17 protein-coding genes are annotated in these 17,063 nt (G+C 73.0%); 8 read left to right on the plus strand and 9 right to left on the minus strand.

The genetic code is table 11. The features are described from left to right. Window positions 1-116 precede the first annotated feature (116 nt). Window positions 117-968 (plus strand): L,D-transpeptidase family protein, encoded by an 852-nt coding sequence (locus ABT296_RS21715; RefSeq protein WP_351929740.1) that lies wholly within the window; start codon window positions 117-119, stop codon window positions 966-968. Window positions 969-1,192: 224 nt separating this feature from the next. Here the strand turns inward: ABT296_RS21715 and ABT296_RS21720 are convergent, their stop codons facing one another. The 5 genes from ABT296_RS21720 to ABT296_RS21740 form a co-directional block, all read right to left on the minus strand. Further along, window positions 1,193-2,404 (minus strand): hypothetical protein, encoded by a 1,212-nt coding sequence (locus tag ABT296_RS21720; RefSeq protein ID WP_351929742.1) that lies wholly within the window; start codon window positions 2,402-2,404, stop codon window positions 1,193-1,195. Beyond that, the gene (locus ABT296_RS21725) at window positions 2,404-3,078 is read right to left on the minus strand and encodes an RNA polymerase sigma factor (protein WP_351929744.1); all 675 of its coding nucleotides are present in this window, start codon (window positions 3,076-3,078) and stop codon (window positions 2,404-2,406) included. Before ABT296_RS21725 ends, ABT296_RS21720 begins: the two co-directional genes overlap by 1 nt. Before the next feature lie 422 nt (window positions 3,079-3,500). After that, a complete protein-coding gene (locus tag ABT296_RS21730) occupies window positions 3,501-4,319 on the minus strand; it encodes a hypothetical protein (RefSeq protein ID WP_351929746.1) in 819 nt (272 codons plus the stop codon). A 185-nt stretch (window positions 4,320-4,504) separates the two neighbouring features. Beyond that, window positions 4,505-5,122, minus strand: coding sequence for an RNA polymerase sigma factor (locus ABT296_RS21735; protein ID WP_351929748.1), 618 nt, complete (start codon window positions 5,120-5,122; stop codon window positions 4,505-4,507). A 131-nt stretch (window positions 5,123-5,253) separates the two neighbouring features. Continuing rightward, the gene (locus tag ABT296_RS21740; protein WP_351929750.1) at window positions 5,254-5,685 is read right to left on the minus strand and encodes a hypothetical protein; all 432 of its coding nucleotides are present in this window, start codon (window positions 5,683-5,685) and stop codon (window positions 5,254-5,256) included. A 338-nt stretch (window positions 5,686-6,023) separates the two neighbouring features. Here ABT296_RS21740 and ABT296_RS21745 point away from each other — a divergent pair, with 338 nt between their 5' ends. After that, entirely contained in the window at window positions 6,024-8,561 is a 2,538-nt protein-coding gene (locus ABT296_RS21745; protein WP_351929752.1) for an FG-GAP-like repeat-containing protein, read from the plus strand. Between the two features lie 128 nt (window positions 8,562-8,689). Here the strand turns inward: ABT296_RS21745 and ABT296_RS21750 are convergent, their stop codons facing one another. Next, window positions 8,690-9,079, minus strand: a complete 390-nt coding sequence (locus ABT296_RS21750) for a hypothetical protein (RefSeq protein WP_351929754.1) — start codon at window positions 9,077-9,079, stop codon at window positions 8,690-8,692. A 120-nt stretch (window positions 9,080-9,199) separates the two neighbouring features. Here ABT296_RS21750 and ABT296_RS21755 point away from each other — a divergent pair, with 120 nt between their 5' ends. Next, complete coding sequence (locus ABT296_RS21755; RefSeq protein ID WP_351929756.1) at window positions 9,200-9,730, plus strand: DUF1877 family protein; 531 nt, start codon at window positions 9,200-9,202, stop codon at window positions 9,728-9,730. A gap of 48 nt (window positions 9,731-9,778) precedes the next feature. On the opposite strand, the gene ABT296_RS21760 is transcribed toward ABT296_RS21755, so the two are convergent. From ABT296_RS21760 to ABT296_RS21770, 3 genes are all read right to left on the minus strand, one after another. Continuing rightward, on the minus strand, window positions 9,779-10,345 hold the full coding sequence (locus ABT296_RS21760) for a hypothetical protein (RefSeq protein ID WP_351929757.1): 567 nt from the start codon (window positions 10,343-10,345) through the stop codon (window positions 9,779-9,781). A 95-nt stretch (window positions 10,346-10,440) separates the two neighbouring features. Then, a complete protein-coding gene (locus tag ABT296_RS21765; RefSeq protein ID WP_351929758.1) occupies window positions 10,441-10,941 on the minus strand; it encodes a hypothetical protein in 501 nt (166 codons plus the stop codon). A gap of 119 nt (window positions 10,942-11,060) precedes the next feature. Then, on the minus strand, window positions 11,061-12,692 hold the full coding sequence (locus tag ABT296_RS21770; RefSeq protein ID WP_351929760.1) for a beta-N-acetylhexosaminidase: 1,632 nt from the start codon (window positions 12,690-12,692) through the stop codon (window positions 11,061-11,063). A gap of 153 nt (window positions 12,693-12,845) precedes the next feature. Between ABT296_RS21770 and ABT296_RS21775 the strand changes: the two genes are divergently transcribed. The 5 genes from ABT296_RS21775 to ABT296_RS21795 all read left to right on the plus strand — a co-directional run bounded on the left by ABT296_RS21775 (window position 12,846) and on the right by ABT296_RS21795 (window position 17,047). Next, window positions 12,846-13,454, plus strand: a complete 609-nt coding sequence (locus ABT296_RS21775) for a 2-oxo-4-hydroxy-4-carboxy-5-ureidoimidazoline decarboxylase (protein ID WP_351929762.1) — start codon at window positions 12,846-12,848, stop codon at window positions 13,452-13,454. Between the two features lie 189 nt (window positions 13,455-13,643). After that, window positions 13,644-14,024, plus strand: coding sequence for a succinate dehydrogenase, cytochrome b556 subunit (gene sdhC, locus ABT296_RS21780; protein WP_269661213.1), 381 nt, complete (start codon window positions 13,644-13,646; stop codon window positions 14,022-14,024). Between the two features lie 5 nt (window positions 14,025-14,029). Then, window positions 14,030-14,512, plus strand: a complete 483-nt coding sequence (locus tag ABT296_RS21785; RefSeq protein ID WP_351929764.1) for a succinate dehydrogenase hydrophobic membrane anchor subunit — start codon at window positions 14,030-14,032, stop codon at window positions 14,510-14,512. Window positions 14,513-14,531: 19 nt separating this feature from the next. Further along, entirely contained in the window at window positions 14,532-16,286 is a 1,755-nt protein-coding gene (gene sdhA / locus ABT296_RS21790; RefSeq protein WP_351929766.1) for a succinate dehydrogenase flavoprotein subunit, read from the plus strand. Further along, complete coding sequence (locus ABT296_RS21795; RefSeq protein ID WP_351929768.1) at window positions 16,286-17,047, plus strand: succinate dehydrogenase iron-sulfur subunit; 762 nt, start codon at window positions 16,286-16,288, stop codon at window positions 17,045-17,047. Before sdhA ends, ABT296_RS21795 begins: the two co-directional genes overlap by 1 nt. The last annotated feature ends 16 nt before the right edge of the window (window positions 17,048-17,063 follow it).

Genomic DNA, 17,063 nt, shown 5'->3' on the forward strand with positions numbered 1-17,063 from the left:
CTGGGACCTTCCTCACAGCCGCGATGCGGTCCCGGTCACAACCATGCCCCGCCGTTCGCAACCAGTCATCCGCGGGGAGCATCTCAGTGGACGTGAGGGGCATCGTGAGGGGCCGGATGAGAAGCACGAGGAGAACGACCGGGGCGCTGGCGGCGGCCGCGGCGCTCGCCGTGGTGTGCGCGGGCTGCACCGTACAGCCCTCGGACGGCGAGGGGGGCTCCCCGGTCCGGGTCGGGCAGCCCGGCGACAAGCCGTCCGGGACGGCCTCGGCGAAGCCGGAGCCGACGGCGACGACCGGACCGCCGGGCGACGACGCCAAGCCGGCGCCCAAGAAGGCCGAGGTGCTCTGGTCGCGCGGTGACACCGGCCGGGACGTGCGGGAGATCCAGGCCCGGCTGCGGCAGGTCGCCTGGCTCTTCGACGGGCCGACCGGGACGTACGACGACCTGACCGAGCGGGCCGTCGAGGGGTTCCAGGGCAAGCGCGGACTGCCGAAGACGGGCCGCATGGACTCCGTCACCTGGCAGCGGCTGCTGAAAATGACCCGGGAGCCGGGGAAGTGGGATCTGTACCTGATGGGCGGGCAGCCGGCCGCCGAGCCCGATCCGCGCTGTCTGACCGGGCGGGTGCTGTGCGTCGACAAGACCAGCCGCACCCTGCGCTGGATGGTCGGCGGCCGCACCCTGACCACGGTGTCGGTGCGGTTCGGCTCGCAGTACACGCCGACCCGGGAGGGCGTCTTCCAGGTGTACTGGAAGTCCCGCGACCACCACTCCACGCTCTACGACTCGCCGATGCCGTACGCGATGTTCTTCAGCGGGGGCCAGGCCGTGCACTACTCGTCGGACTTCGCGGCCCGCGGCTACGGCGGCGCCTCGCACGGCTGCGTCAACGTCCGGGACGAGCGGGCGATCGCGGACCTGTTCGACCAGGTGCGCAACGGCGACAAGGTCGTCGTGTCCTGGTAGTTGCTGTGGGGCGCGGGCGGGACCGGGGGAACGTGTCCCGCCCGCGCCAGGTGCACGAGCCGTGGGTACGGGGGGAACCCCGGCTCTGTGCAACGGCCGATGACCAGTCGGCTCACTGAATACTGCGCCGGGATCGCCGAAAACGTCACACCCCGTACGGAAAAAAGGTTCGGCGACTTGCGTTCCAGCAGGTCAGATGGCGTGTCGGTGGGGTCGGCGGGGGATCACGCAGCGGAGTCGGACGGGACGCCGACGGCGCCCGGGACGGCGGGTGCGGACGGGGCCGACGGGGCGGCCGGGGTCACGACGTCGCCGGTGCCGGGGGGCGGTGCGGGGGGTGCGGGTGTGCCGGTGCCGGTGACCTCGGTGCGGTGGCCGTCGTCGTGGCCGTGGCCGTCGTCGTGGCCGTGGCCGTCGCCCCCGGTGCCCCAGCCGCCGTGGCGGTCGTCGCGGCCGTCCTCCCGGCCGTCGTTCCCGCGGTCGCCGTCGGCGTCGCCGCCCCGGCCGTCCTCGTCCTGGCCGAAGCCGTGGCCGTCGCCGCCGTCTTCGTCCCGGCCCATGCCCGTCCCGTCGCCCGGGTCGCGCAGCAGGCTCGTGCAGTACGCCGACACGCGGGCCCAGCCGCCTGCCGCGCCCTCCAGGGCACGTCTGCGGTCGCCGCCGAGGTGGACCCCGTCGCGCAGGTCGCGGCAGGCGGACACGGCGGCCTCGCGCCACTTGTCGCCGGGGCGCTCCACGCGCTCACCGTCCACCGCTCCGGGGTCGGCGCCGCCCCCGGCGATCTCCCGGGAGGGGCCGGGGTCCGGCTCGGGCGCACCGGAACCGGCGCCGGGCGCGGACTCGCTCTCGGGGGTCTTCCCGGCGGGCGGGGACACCAGCGGCCGCTCGGGCGGCACGGCGGCCGATGCCGAGGCGGCGGGCGCGGGGTCCTCACCGTCGAAGGGCGTGGGCAGCGCTCCGGTTCCGGCCGCGAGGGCGACCCCGCCGACCATGCCGACGGCGAGCACGGCGGCCAGTGCGAAGCGCGCCGGGCGGGCCCGGCGAGGGCGGCGGGCGGCGTGCGCGGGAGCGCCGATCCGGATGAGGCCGACGTCGGAGGGTGCGGTGCCGGAGTGGCCGGGGGCGGCACGGTGGCCGGGGGCGGCCGGGGTTCCGGCGGGTTCGGTGCGGGCGGCGCGCTCGGCGGGTTCGGCGGGTTCGGTGCCCGCGGCGCGTTCCGCGCGTTCGGTGCGGGCGGCGCGGAACGCGGCCAACGCGGCTGCCTCGCCGGGGAGTTCGGCTTCGGTGGGGGGAGGGTCGGCGGTCAGTGCCTCAAGCGTCTTGGCGAGGCGTTCCGCCTGGTCCCGGTGGGCCGTGCCGACAGCTTCCAGTGGTTCCCCGTTCAACAGACGTTCCGCCGTGTCCGGGTCCAGCCACCTGTACTGCTCGTCGGCCATCACACATCCTTCTGCGTCCGCGCCCGCGTATGCGTCACACCGGCGGACGTCACCGCGCGGCCGCGCGGTTCTCGCTGGGGCGGCAGTGCGTCGAGGACGCCGGCCGATTCCGGATCGCTCCCCGGCTGGTCTCCGAGGAGTTCGGCGAGGCGCTTGAGTCCCCGGTGCGCCGCGGTGCGTACCGCGCCCGGGCGCTTGCCCAGGGTCTCCGCCGCGCTCTTCGCGTCCAGGCCCACGACCACCCTCAGCACGACGGCCTCCGCCTGGTCCTGCGGCAGACGGGAGATCAGGGAGAGGGTGCCGTCGGTGGCCAGTGCCTCGATGGCCTCGCCCGCGGTGTCGGACTCCGCCGGCCGGCCGGTCAGTTCCGTCTCGTCGCCGCCTATCGCGGGGCGGCGGCCGCGCATGCGTATGTGGTCCAGCGCACGGTTGCGGGCTATCCGGGCGGCCCAGCCGCGGAAACGGTCCGCGTCCCCGCTGAAGCGGTCCAGGTCACGCGCTATCTGAAGCCAGGACTCGGACGCCACGTCCTCGGCGTCCGGGTCGCCGACCAGTGTCCGTACGTATCCGAGCAGCCGCGGATGCACCGAGCGGTACACAGTCCGGAACGCGGTCTCGTCCCCGTCCTGCGCCGCAAGCACCGCGGCCGTCAGCTCCGCGTCGTCCCCCAGCACTCGGTACCTCGGTAGATGGTCGGTGGATGGCCCCGGCTCGGCGGCCGGCCGGCGGTTTCGTTGATCGGTCGGCGATCACCCGTGATCAGCCTTCGGTCAGTGGGTGATCATTCAACTTCCCCGTCCGGCGCGAAAGGCACGTTACGACCTGAAACCGCTGCTCGTCCATGTCCGTACAAGGTGCGATGCCATTGGATCGCGCGGAGGTGTGGCGGAGGTGTGACAGAAAACGCACTCATGGCGCTGTAGGAAGTACGGGCCGCCGCGCGGCCCGTACCGCGCGACGGCCGGGGCCTCTCCTGTGGGGGGTGGCGGCCCCGGCCGTTGCCTCGGCGGGTGTCCGACGCCCGGCAAGGGCTTTCCCAGCCGGCGGGGCCACGCCGTACGGCCCCCGCGACGCGCGGTCCCCCGACCGCACGGACTCAGTCCGACTTGCCGGTCTTCTCCTGGCCCTTGCCCGTGTTCCCGTTGCCCGCCGCGCCGCCGGTGTTGCCGTTCCCGGTGTTCCCGGTGTCGCCGCCGCCGGTCGAGCCGTTGCCGGTGGTCCCGTTGCCGGTCGTGGCGCCGGCCGTCGGGGCGTTGCCCTTCCCCCGGCCGGCCGGCGCACCGGCGTCCGGGCCGCCCCGGGCCGCCTCGGCGAGCCGCTCCGCGCAGTACGCGGCGACCCGGTCGGCGCCGCCCGCGGCCTCCACCAGCCGCTGCCAGGCCGTCGCCTCCAGCGCGTTGCCCCGGCCCGCCTTGTGCTCGTAGGCGCGGCACTTGGCCTCGGTGTCCTTCGCGGTGTCGGGACGGTCGTCCGGGCCGTGTCCGGCGGTGCCGGAGGCGGACGCGGCGCCCGGGTGGGAGGCGGCGGCGGACGGCGCGGCGGTGCGGCCGCCGGCGGAGTCCGGGGCGGAACCCGTGGAGCCGATCGCGGCGAAGGCGACCCCGCCGAGGGCGAGGCTCCCGGCGACCAGGGAGAGCGTGGCCCGCAGCGAGCGGCCGGTACGGCGGCGCGCCCGGGGCCGCCAGTCGTCCCGGCGCCGGGTGCGGGCCTTGAGGGCGCCCGCGTTCCGGGCGTCGCGGAAGGCGGCGACGGCGCGTCGCTCGCCCTCGGCGTCGACCTCGGCGGGGCGCATCGCGGCGGCCAGCAGCGCCTCCAGGCCGGGCACGGGGTCCGGCCCGTGCGGGTCGGACGGGGTGGCGCCAGGGTGCGCCCGCCGACGGTCGGCCGTGCCGCCGTCGCTCAGCTGTTCACCCATGTCCGTTTCCGTTCCTGTCCGGCCTGTCCGACCCGGGACTCATGGTCCCCAGGGGTCCTGTGCGGCCCGCGGGGGGCCTGTGCGGGCCGTGTGCGCCCGGGGGGCGACACGGCTTGCGCGACCTGAGCGGTGTCCGCCGGCGGCCCGGTCCTCGTCCCGAGCTACGCCCGCGGGGCCCGCAGCGTTCACTTCGACTCCCCCAGCGTCCGGGGGCCGTCATCCGTCACACCTGCCACGCCCAGCTGGTCCGCCAGGTGTTTCAGACCCCGGTACGCGGCGGTGCGCACCGCGCCGGGGCGCTTGCCGAGGACCCGGGCCGCCGAGGGGCCGTCGAGGCCCACGACCACCCGCAGCAGCACGGCCTCGGCCTGGTCGCGCGGCAGCCCGCGGACCAGGTCCAGGGCGAACCCGGTGGAGATCGACTCCAGCGCCTGGTCGTGGGTGCTGCTCGGGCCCGGCAGGTCGAGCACGTCCTGCTCGGTGGCGGTCGCCCGGGGCCGTACCCGCTGCCGGCGCAGGTGGTCCAGCGCCCGGTGCCGGGCTATGGTCGCGCTCCAGCCGCGGAAGCCCGCCCCGTCGCCCCGGAACCGCCCGAGGTCGCGGGCGATCTCCAGCCAGGCGTCGGAGGCCACGTCCTCGGCGTCGTCGCCGACGATGCCGCGCAGATAGCCGAGCAGCCCGGGCTGCACGATGCGGTAGGCGACCGCGAAAGCCGCCTCGTCGCCTCCCTGCGCCCGCTCGACGGCCGCGCCCAGCTCCCCGTCGTACGCGCGCACCCGGCGGGGTTCCGCTCCCTGGCCCAAGAACTGTCCTCGTCCGTACCGAGTTCGCGGGCCCGTGCCGCACGGCACGACCCCGCCTTGCCACGCCCCCCACGGTCATCAGCGCCGGATTTCACCGAAGTGTCACAGGGGCCACGCTCCTCCCGCCCGGCTCAGGCCACCGCCCCGCGCGTCCGGCCGTGCAGGGTCAGGTAGAAGGTCCGCAGCGAATCCTCGGGGCCGCCGGCCGCGAAGCGGTTGCGGACCTTGCCGAGCGGGTTCCAGACCCGGCCGTCCGGCATCCGTACGCCGACCGGCTGGCCGAAGAGGGCCCGCTGGGTCCCGTCGAGGTCCACCCAGACCGCGCCGGCCCGGCGCACCAGGACCTCCCCGACGTACGCGCCGAGTCCGAGGAGCGTGCCCCGGGCCGCCTCCGGGTCGGCGCCGCCCTTGCGCAGGCCGTCGGCGAGGAAGTCGACGACGCGCAGGCTGGCCACGGAGTAGTCCAGCGGCAGCCTGCTCCGGGCCGTGACCCGGGTGACGAAGTCCGCCGCGTGCCCGCGCATCTCCCCCGCGTGCGGCTCGCACGCGTCGGCCCGCTCCATCGGCCCGCTCCTTCGGTAGGTCCTCGGGGACGCGTTCGACTCCCCCACACCACCCAGCGGATCCGGCCACACAACCATCACAGTTCACCGCTGTGGTCATGCACACAGCGAAAGTGCCCGGCGGTGTACAACCTTTCGCGCGGGTGATGTTTCGACGCGGTCCGACGCTTGGGGGAGAGCACGCCTGTTGCAGGTGTGGCGTTCGTGTCCAACCAATAGGGGTGGGGTAGTTGAGTCCTCGTCGGACCCATGCGTACAAACCGCTCAGTCTCAGGCGCAGAGCCTGGCTGACGGTCGGGGCGGTCGTCCTGAGCGGGGCGGGGGTCGTCACTTATGCAATGGCGGACCAGCCCGCGCCGTCGGACGGCAAGGCGGAGGCGCGCGAGCCGTCGGTGCGCACGCTGCGGCTCCAGAGCGAGGGCGGCGGCCGCAAGGGGCTCGACCGGCGGAGCACCGAGCCGTTCAGCGCCGTGGTGGTGACCTGGGACGATCCCGAGGCGAGGACCAAGGGCACGCCGCAGGTGCGCACCCGGGACGTGGACAGCGGCGACTGGTCGGCGTGGCGGGACCTGGTCCTGGAGCCGGGCCAGGCCGAGGGCGCGGAGGCGGAACGGGCCGCGCTGCGCGGCGGTACGGAGTCGGTGTGGACCGGTGAGTCCGACGGCGTCGAGGTGCGGGTGGTGAACGCCGACGGCACCGAGGCGGGGGGCCAGCCGGCCGGTCTGGACGTCAAGCTGCTCGACCCGGGCACCGACCCTCGGGGCGGGCCGGAGCCAGCCGCGTTCACGGCGGAGACGGACCCGCCGGCCGAGAGCCCCTCCCCCGAGGAGAGCACCGGCGAGCCGGTCTCCCCGGCGCCCGGGACCACGACGGCGTCCCCGGCGGAGTCCGTGACGGAGCCCCCGACCGAGTCCCCGACCCCCACCCCCACGGTCCCCGAGCCCCGCCCCTCCACCGTCGCCAAGCCGCCGATCATCACGCAGGCGGAGTGGGGCGCGTCGACGGAGTACAACGGCACGCCGAGCTACGGCACCGAGATCAAGGCCGCCGTCGTCCACCACACCGGCGTCGACAGCGACAACACGCTGTCCTGCGCGGAGTCCGCGGCCCGGATGCGGACCATCCAGCAGGCGCACTTCGCCCAGGACTACTTCGACGTCGGCTACAACTTCGTCGTCGACCGGTGCGGCCAGATCTTCGAGGGCCGCAGCGGCGGCATGGACCTGCCGGTGATCGGCGCGCACGACGTCGGTTTCAACACCGACACCCTCGGCATCTCCTACATCGGCAACTTCGAGTCGGCGAAGCCCTCCAAGGCCGCCCTCGACGCCATCGCCCGGGTCGTCGCGTGGAAGTTCGGCATGTACGGCGTCGACGCGACGAGCAAGGTCACGCTGGTCTCGCGCGCCCCGCTGAACCAGAGCGGCAACAAGGTGGCGGAGGGGCAGCAGATCGTGCTGCCGCGGGTCTTCGGGCACAAGGACACCAACGCCACGGCCTGCCCGGGCGCCAACCTCTACCCGAAGCTCGGCGGTATCGCGACGCTCGCCAAAACCCCGGGCATCTCGCACGCCCTGGCCACCGCCGACCTCCACCGGGACGGGGTGAGCGACCTGGTCGCCGGCACCCCGAAGGCGAACCGCGTCACGGTGGTCCCGGGCTCGGTCGACGGGCCCGTCACGGCGCTGCGGGCCGGCCTCACCCAGAACAGCCCCGGCGTGCCCGGCACCTCCGAGTCCGGTGACTCCTTCGGCGCCTCGACCGCGCTGGGCGACGTCAACGGCGACGGCCACGCCGACCTCGCGATCGGCTCGCCCGGCGAGGACGACACCAGCGGCAACGCCGACCGCGGCCAGGTCACGGTGATGTACGGCCCCGCCCTGACCACCGGCTTCTCCTACACCACGACCGGGATCACCGCGGCCGGCGCCAGGCTCGGCTCGGCCGTCACCGTCGGCGACTTCAACGGCGACGGCAGGGCGGACGTCTTCTCGGCCGGCGCCGGCAAGGGCGGCAGCTTCCACGTCCGGCTGACCGGCGGCACGACGACGTACGGCTCGCTCACCGCCGCCACCGGCGCGGTCGCGTACCTCGACGCGGCGACCGGTGACTTCGACCGGGACGGCTACGCCGACGTGGCCCTGAACTACCGCGACACCGGCGGCATCGGCCGCGTGGTCCGGTTCGCGGGCTCGGCGACCGGCCTGACCAAGGCCGGGGTGCTGTCGGTCAGGGGCGGCCGGTCCGTGGCCGTCGGCGACTTCAACGGCAACGGCTACGACGACCTCGTCATCGGCCAGCCGGTCGCCTCGGAGTCGGGCGCGATATCCGGCGGGCAGCTCACCATGCTCTTCGGCACCGCGACCGGCTTCACCACCACCGGCATGAAGGTGATCCACCAGGACACCGCCGGCGTCCCGGGCGGCAACGAGTCCGGCGACGCCCTCGGCATCTCCGTCTCGGCCGGCGACTTCGACGCGGACGGCTACGCCGACGTCCTGGCCGGCGCCCGCAACGAGGACCTCACCCGCGGCGGCGTCAACCAGGTCAACGCAGGCACCGTGGTCCTCGTCGGGGGCGGCTCGACGGGGCTGACCGGCTCCGGCGCGCTGGCCCTCTCGCAGGAGACCGCGGGCGTCCCGGGCAGCGCGGAGACGGGGGACCTGTTCGGCACGTCGGTGTCGCTCACCGACCTGTCCGGCCACGGCCGGGCCGACGTGACCGTGGGCGCCGACGGCGAGGACGGCACGGACGGCATCCTGCTGCACGTCCCGGCGGGCTCGGCGGGCCTCACCTACGCCGACTCGGTGATCTACAGCAGGACGACGCTCGGCACGCCGACCGACGGCGGCCTCGGGCAGGTGCTGGCGCCGTAACGTCCCACCGGCCCGGCCGGGGTCCCCTCACGCGCAGGGGCCCCGGCCGTGCCGGGTCCGGCCGGTGTCAGGTCCGGCCGTACTGCGCCCGGGCGGTGCCGGGTCCGGGCGGGTCAGGTGCGGGCGGGTCAGGTGCGGCCGCTGGTCGCGTCCCGGCACAGCAGGCGGAGCGAGCCCTCCCCGGCGAAGCAGCGGCGGGCCTCCTCGATCGGGTCCCACAGCTTTCCGTCGGGGGTGCGTATCCAGTGGTCGCCGCCGGACGCCCACCACTGGGCGCCGGTCTGGCGGGCGATCACCTCACCGGCGTACGCGCCGAGCCCGCGCAGCACGCCGTCCACGGCCTCGGCGGGCGTGCCCTCCCGGCGCAGGTCGTCGATCATCCGGTCCACCCGCCACAGGCTCTGTGCCGAGTAGTCGAGGCGTACTCGCGCGCCCTCACGCATCGTCGAGACCGCGTCCGCCGCCCACCGCACCGGCTTCGCCGCGGCCGAGGCCCTGGTCTGCTGCTCAGTCGTCACACCGGGAAGAGCGCGGCAGGACCGCGATTCGTCACCCGCGACCGGGCCTCCGACCAGGACCGGCGCCAAATCGCCGCACCTTCCCCGCGGGACGCTCACACAAGCCCCCGGAATCGGGGTGTGACGTCTGGTGGCCGCTGTGCGCTCCAGTCGGTGATGAGCCTGTACTTCCATCTGCGCGCGGTGCCGCCCCCGGCCCTGCGCAACAGCGCGTCCTGGTTCCGCGGACTGTTCGACGACGACTGGGACGCCGTACGACGGCGGATCGGCCGGCACCGTGAAGAGGTGCTCGACCGGCGGTACCTGCACCACGAGTTGCTGTACGCCGGAGCCGCCCTGCACCGGGCGCCGGACGGCCCGCGCACCCATGTGGTGCTCGGGGGCCGCCCGGTCGCCCACCCCGACCCGTCGCTGGCGCCGTTCCTGGTGCTCACCGCGGCGCAGGCGCACCGCGTGGCCGGCTACCTGGCCGGGGCCGACTTCGACGCGCTGTGGCGGCAGGCCCGCACGGAGGTGATGCGCCCGTACGGCGTGCCGGAGGCGGAGCCGGAGGTGCGCGGCTCCTTCGCCGCCGCGCACCGGGACCTGACCGCCTTCTACACGCGCACCGCCGCCTCCGGCGAGGCGGTGGTCAAGTGGCTGATGGAGTGATCCGCGCCCCCTCGGCGCCCGCCCGGCCCCGGCGGCTCTCCCAGGCCCTCAGACCCGCCCCCGAGCCCGGCGGGACACCACCGCGCGCAGGATCCGCCGGCCCTCGGTGCACACCTCCAGGGCGGAACGCACCCCGGCCGGGCCGTGCCCGGCGAGCAGTTCCAGGACGGTGATCTGGCGCCTGAGCTCGGCGGCGACCAGCGGCGACATGCCCTCCGTACGGCCCTCGCGGCGGGCGTCGACGGAGGACGCCTCGTCGTCGACCAGGTCGAGCATCCGGTGGATCTGCAGCGAGGCGACCGAGCAGGCGTCGGCCCACACCCGCATGCCGCCGGCCGAGCAGTCGGCCGGGGTCGCCGCCAGCATCCGCCGGGTGAGCAGGACGGCCTCGTCGTCGGCGAGTTCAGCGGCGCCGGAGTCGTCGACCTTGTCGCGCACCTGTTCAAGTCGGTCGGCCCAGTCGTCGGTGCCGGACGGATCGGCGAGGCTCGCCCACAGGGGCCGCAGCAGCTCGTCGTCACCGCCCAACAGGGGTACGCACCGATCCAAACAAGCCAACCCGCTGGCGGCCAGTCCGCGCTCGTCGGCCTGAGCGATCAGCTCAACCAGACTCATCCACGCCTCCTTCTGCGGGCCTCTGTGGGGCTCCACCGGGCACCTTCCTTACGGAGCCCGCATTTCCCCTTACTGCGTGCGACGGCCCGGGAGTGTCACAGGGGCACCACTCCGAGGCGGTCGAGCAGCAGGAAGAAGAGGTTTTCGGCCAGTGGGTCGGGCTCCGCCGTGAGCACGTCGAGGAGCGGCTCGGCCGGCACCGTGTGCCCCGCCTCGGCGGCCCAGGCGACGGCCCGTTCGGCGGCGTCGCGCGGCTGGAGGAAGTAGTCCTCCAGGGTGGGCCCGTCGCCCGCGCCGAGCCGGGCGGCCATCGCCTCCCGGGCCAGGCAGGTGCTCCACGCCCCGCTCAGCGGGCCGGCCGCCTCCACCACCGCGCAGTCGCTGTCCATGACGTACCCGAAGAGCGCCGGCGCCCCGGTCTGCGCGGCGAGTTCGTGCATGTTGCCGACGTCGCCCTCGCCGCTGGCGTACTCCCACACCTGCCAGCCGTCCGGCGCCTCCCGGCGCAGTGTGATGCCCGGCGCGCCCGCCAGTGCCGCCAGCTCCCCCAGCGGCCGCTCCTCGCGCCCGACGACGAAGTACCCCCAGTAGCCCATGTCCCGTTCCCCCAGGCCGTTCGGTCCGACTCGGGCCGAATACACCACAGCCGCACGCCCGTTCGCAGCCGTATCGGACAATTGGGCGCATCGGGCGGCCCTGCGTGGGGGCGTCCGGGTCAGCCGAGGCGGCCGGCCAGGGCCTGGAACTCCGCCCAGGAGGCGTCCGGCGTGCCCGGGTTCCAGAGCTTCTCGACGGTCGCGCGCAGCGGCATCCGGATGCCGGCCGCGACCTGGTCCTGGGTCTGGGAGCCGGAGAGGTCGCACCAGACGGCGAAGGAGCCGCCGCGTATCTGGGCGTCGTACTTCGCCGGGACCGCCTCGGTGCCGCGCAGCACCCTCGGCGTCCACTGCTCGTAGATGCGCTGTCCCGTCGGGTAGACGAAGGTCTGCGGCTCGCCGAGGACGTAGTAGAGGAACTCGTCGTTGTAGTTGACGACCTGCCGGCCGGCGCTCAGGTACTCCACCGGGAGCCGGGCGCCGATCTCCTTGCCGGTCCAGTAGGCGACCTGGATGTCCTTGTCGGCCTGGACGGATGTGTCGCGGAAGAAGCCGTCGTTCCAGGCGCGCGGGGTCCGGTCGTGGACGCGGACGGTCGCGGCGCGGTCGTTGACCCAGCCGGTGGCGAGGTCGGCGACGCCGGCCCCGGCGCCGTACTCCTCGCGGGCCGCGGCCGTCAGCTGCGGGAAGGACGCCTCGGGGTCGGAGACGGTCAGCGCCTGGTACTCGTCGCCGCCGAGGTGCCACTCGCCGCCGGGGAACAGGCCGGCGTACTCGTCGAGCAGGTCGTCGACGATCTCGGCGGACTCGTCCTGGGAGATGTCGATGGCGCCGCGGGTCGCCACGCCCCGCGTGTCGCGCAGTTGCAGACCGGGGTGGGCCGCGATGACCGCGCCGAGGTGGCCGGGCGAGTCGATCTCGGGGACGACGGTGATGTGCCGGTCGGCGGCGAGGTCGACGATCCTGCGGACCTGCGCCTTGGTCAGGTGCGGGTCGGAGACGATCTCGGGATGCGAGTCGGACTCGATCCGGAACGCCTGGTCGTCGGAGAAGTGCAGCCCGAGCTGGTTGTACTTCAGGTCGCCCAGCTCCCGGACCCGGTCCTCGATCCAGTCGGCGGTGAAATGCTTGCGCGCGATGTCCAGCATGAACCCGCGCACCGGCTTGGCCGGCTCGTCCCGTACGACGCCCTCGGGGGCCGTGCCGCCGTCGTGCACGGCCTGCTTCAGGGTGCGGGTGCCGTAGAACACGCCCGCGTCGGCGGCCCCGCTGATGTTCACCCGCCCGCCGCGCACGGTCAGCGTGTACGACTCCGGGTTCGCGCCCTCGTCGTCGTTGAGCGACAGCCGTACGTCCCCGGCCCGTACGTCGTCCTTCTCGCCGGCGTAGGCCAGCCCCAGCTCCTTGGCTATCAGCCGGCCCTCGTCGGCCAGGTCCGCGTCCCCGATCACCACCCGCTCCCCGCTCTGCGCCCGCCAGCCGGGCCCGCGGGCGGGGGTGTGCGAGCGCACCTCGGGGATGGTCCGCGGGGCGCTGGAGAGCGGGTAGCTCCGGGTGGGGCTCGGCGTCGGGTCGACGGCCGGCCGGGAGGACCGCTCACTGCGGGAGGCGGAGTCGCCGGCGGGCGCGCCGCCGTCACCCGCCGAGGCCCACAGTCCGATGCCCACTCCGGCGGCGGCGACCACGGCCCCGACCACGAGGGCCCGTCGCCCGGTCTTCTTCTCCGGCGCCCGGCGCCTGTGCTGACTCACAGAGCCAACGTACGACCGACACGCCGGACGTGCGTCCACGAGAGGTTCCGAAACTCTCCCGTTCGGCTGAAATTCGGGCATGCTTCGGACGTCTCCGGGTCATGGTCGATAACGTGGCGCCACATCTCTCACAGCTCCCCAGCCGAAACGCACGTGACGCCCACACACCTCCCCGGCCGAGTGGCCCTCCCCCACCAGCAGCACGGCACCCTCCCGGAGCCCGGCACCGCAGGGGAACCCGGCACCACCCCGGAGCCCGGCACCGCTCTGGAGCGCTTCAACACCGCGCCCGCCGACGAGGTCCGGCGCACCCTGCTGACCTGCCTGTTCAGCAGGCGCTGGGCCCACCGCCTGGCCGCGCACCGCCCGTACCCCACCGTGGACGCCCTGCTGGCGGCGTCCGACGAGGCCGCCTACGACCTGACCCCGGCGGAACTGACCGAGGCCCTGTCCGGCGAGGCGCTGCCGACCCTCCCGGAGGACTCGTACTCGGCGGCCCACCTGGCGCTGGGCGCGGCCCATGCGGCCTACGCGGACAAATTCGGCCATGTGTTCACCATCTACCTCGGGGACGTCCCGCCGGGCGAATCCGCCGCCCATGTCCTCTGCGCCATCCGGTCACGATTGACAAACGATCCGGAGGACGAGCGGACGGTGACGGCCGAGGAGCTGCGCCGCCTGGCGAGGGGACGGCTGGGCGGCCTGCTCAGGGGCCCGGCACACCGTGCCACGAGGCAGGACGGGCCGGTACCCGGCGCATAACGGCACACCCCGCCCACAAGCCCCGGCACTCACCCATTCGCGTGCCACTTTGATCACACAGATAGGCCCGGCGTAAGCCAAACCCAGCCACATCGCTAACATGCTGGGGGCCGGTGGACCGTACCCGGCCGGGCCCGACCGACAGCACAAGCCGGCGCGGCCCCAATCCCCGCTCCCGGAGGGACTTCCGTGCCGGCTGGAACGCTGTACCGCGGCCGGGAAGGAATGTGGTCCTGGGTGGCTCACCGAGTCACCGGCGTCCTCATCTTCTTCTTCCTGTTCGTTCACGTGCTGGACACCGCTCTCGTGCGTGTCTCCCCCGAGGCCTACGACGAGGTCGTCGCGACGTACAAGACGCCGATCGTCGCGCTGATGGAGTACGGCCTGTCCGCCGCCGTCCTCTTCCACGCGCTCAACGGCCTGCGCATCATCGCCGTCGACTTCTGGTCCAAGGGCCCGCGCTACCAGAAGCAGATGCTCTGGTCCGCCGTCGGTCTGTGGCTGGTGCTGATGCTGGGGGCGATCTACCCCCTCCTCGGCCACGCCGCTCGTGAACTCTTCGGGAGCTGACGCCCATGTCCACGACTGAGAAGACCGCGTCCGGGATCGGCCCCGTCGAGGGCGACGCCCAGTACAACGTCGACAACCCGGCCCCCTACATCGAGGCCCCGCGCAAGCGCACCAAGAAGACCCCGAAGTCCACCCGGGGCAACTTCGAGATGGCCGCCTGGCTGTTCATGCGCCTGTCCGGCGTCGTCCTGGTCGTCCTGGTCATCGGCCACCTGCTGATCCAGCTGGTGCTCGACGGCGGTGTGTCCAAGGTCGGTTTCGCCTTCGTGGCGGGCCGCTGGGCGTCCCCGTTCTGGCAGGTCTGGGACCTGCTGATGCTCTGGCTCGCGATGCTGCACGGCTCCAACGGCCTGCGCACGGTCATCAACGACTACGCGGAGCGCGCGAACACCCGGCTGTGGCTCAAGGGCCTGCTCTACACCGCCACGGTGTTCACCATCCTGCTGGGCACGCTGGTGATCTTCACCTTCGACCCGAACATCCGCTAGGCACGGGGCTGCGAGAATCATGAAGATCCACAAGTACGACACCGTCATCGTCGGCGCCGGCGGCGCGGGCATGCGCGCGGCCATCGAGTCCACCAAGCGCAGCCGTACCGCGGTGCTCACCAAGCTCTACCCCACCCGCTCCCACACGGGCGCCGCGCAGGGCGGCATGGCCGCCGCGCTGGCCAACGTGGAGGAGGACAACTGGGAGTGGCACACCTTCGACACGGTCAAGGGCGGTGACTACCTGGTCGACCAGGACGCCGCCGAGATCCTGGCGAAGGAGGCCATCGACGCCGTCCTCGACCTGGAGAAGATGGGCCTGCCGTTCAACCGGACCCCGAACGGCACCATCGACCAGCGCCGCTTCGGCGGCCACTCCCGCAACCACGGCGAGGCCCCGGTCCGCCGGTCCTGCTACGCCGCGGACCGCACCGGCCACATGATCCTCCAGACGCTGTACCAGAACTGCGTCAAGGAGGGCGTGGAGTTCTTCAACGAGTTCTACGTCCTGGACCAGCTGATCACCGAGGTCGACGGCGTCAAGCGGTCCGCCGGTGTGGTGGCGTACGAGCTGGCCACCGGTGAGATCCACGTCTTCCAGGCGAAGGCCGTCATCTACGCCTCCGGCGGCACCGGCAAGTTCTTCAAGGTGACCTCCAACGCGCACACCCTCACCGGTGACGGGCAGGCCGCCTGCTACCGCCGCGGTCTGCCGCTGGAGGACATGGAGTTCTTCCAGTTCCACCCGACCGGCATCTGGCGCATGGGCATCCTGCTGACGGAGGGCGCCCGCGGTGAGGGCGGCATCCTGCGCAACAAGGACGGCGAGCGCTTCATGGAGAAGTACGCGCCGGTCATGAAGGACCTCGCGTCCCGTGACGTCGTCTCGCGCTCCATCTACACGGAGATCCGTGAGGGCCGCGGCTGCGGTCCCGAGGGCGACCACGTCTACCTCGACCTCACGCACCTGCCGCCGGAGCAGCTGGACGCCAAGCTCCCGGACATCACCGAGTTCGCGCGCACCTACCTCGGCATCGAGCCCTACACGGACCCGATCCCGATCCAGCCCACCGCGCACTACGCGATGGGCGGCATCCCGACCAACGTCGAGGGTGAGGTGCTCTCCGACAACACGACCGTGGTCCCGGGTCTGTACGCCGCCGGCGAGGTCGCGTGCGTGTCCGTGCACGGCGCCAACCGGCTGGGCACCAACAGCCTCCTGGACATCAACGTGTTCGGCCGGCGCGCGGGCATCGCCGCCGCCGAGTACTCCCAGAAGGCCGACTTCGTCGAGCTGCCGGAGAACCCGGCGCAGTTCGTCGTCGACCAGGTGGAGAACCTGCGCACCTCCACGGGCACCGAGCGGGTGGCCGTGCTGCGCAAGGAGCTCCAGGAGACCATGGACGCCAACGTCATGGTGTTCCGCACCGAGCAGACCATCAAGACGGCGGTCGAGAAGATCGCCGAGCTGCGCGAGCGGTACCGGAACGTGTCGGTCCAGGACAAGGGCAAGAGGTTCAACACGGACCTCCTGGAGGCCATCGAGCTCGGCAACCTCCTCGACCTCGCCGAGGTCATGGCGGTCTCCGCGCTGGCCCGCAAGGAGTCCCGCGGCGGTCACTACCGCGAGGACTACCCGAACCGCGACGACGTCAACTTCATGCGCCACACCATGGCGTACCGCGAGGTGGGCGACGACGGCACCGAGACCGTGCGTCTCGACTACAAGCCGGTCGTCCAGACCCGCTACCAGCCGATGGAGCGTAAGTACTGATGGCAACCCCCGTTCTGGACAAGGTGGAGGCGGAGTCCGCGGCCTCGCCCTACATCACCGTCACCTTCCGGATCCGCCGGTTCAACCCGGAGGTCTCGGCGGAGGCGGTCTGGGAAGACTTCACGCTGGAGATCGACCCCAAGGAGCGCGTCCTCGACGGTCTCCACAAGATCAAGTGGGACCTGGACGGCACGCTGACCTTCCGCCGCTCCTGCGCCCACGGCATCTGCGGCTCGGACGCGATGCGGATCAACGGCAAGAACCGCCTGGCGTGCAAGACGCTGATCAAGGACATCAACCCCGAGAAGCCGATCACGGTCGAGCCCATCAAGGGCCTCACGGTCCTGAAGGACCTGGTCGTGGACATGGAGCCGTTCTTCCAGGCGTACCGGGACGTCATGCCGTTCCTGATCACCAAGGACACCAACGAGCCGACGCGCGAGCGTCTGCAGACGGCCGAGGACCGGGAGCGCTTCGACGACACGACGAAGTGCATCCTCTGCGCGGCCTGCACCTCCTCGTGCCCGGTCTTCTGGAACGACGGCCAGTACTTCGGTCCGGCGGCCATCGTCAACGCGCACCGCTTCATCTTCGACTCGCGTGACGAGGCCGGGGAGCAGCGGCTGGAGATCCTCAACGACAAGGACGGCGTGTGGCGCTGCCGCACGACCTTCAACTGCACGGACGCCTGCCCGCGTGGCATCGAGGTCACCAAGGCGATCGCCGAGGTGAAGAAGGCGCTGATCACGCGCCGCTTCTGAGCCACGGCACCGTCCC

It is taken from the genome of Streptomyces sp. NPDC000983 (assembly GCF_040299205.1).
GTDB lineage: Bacteria > Actinomycetota > Actinomycetes > Streptomycetales > Streptomycetaceae > Streptomyces.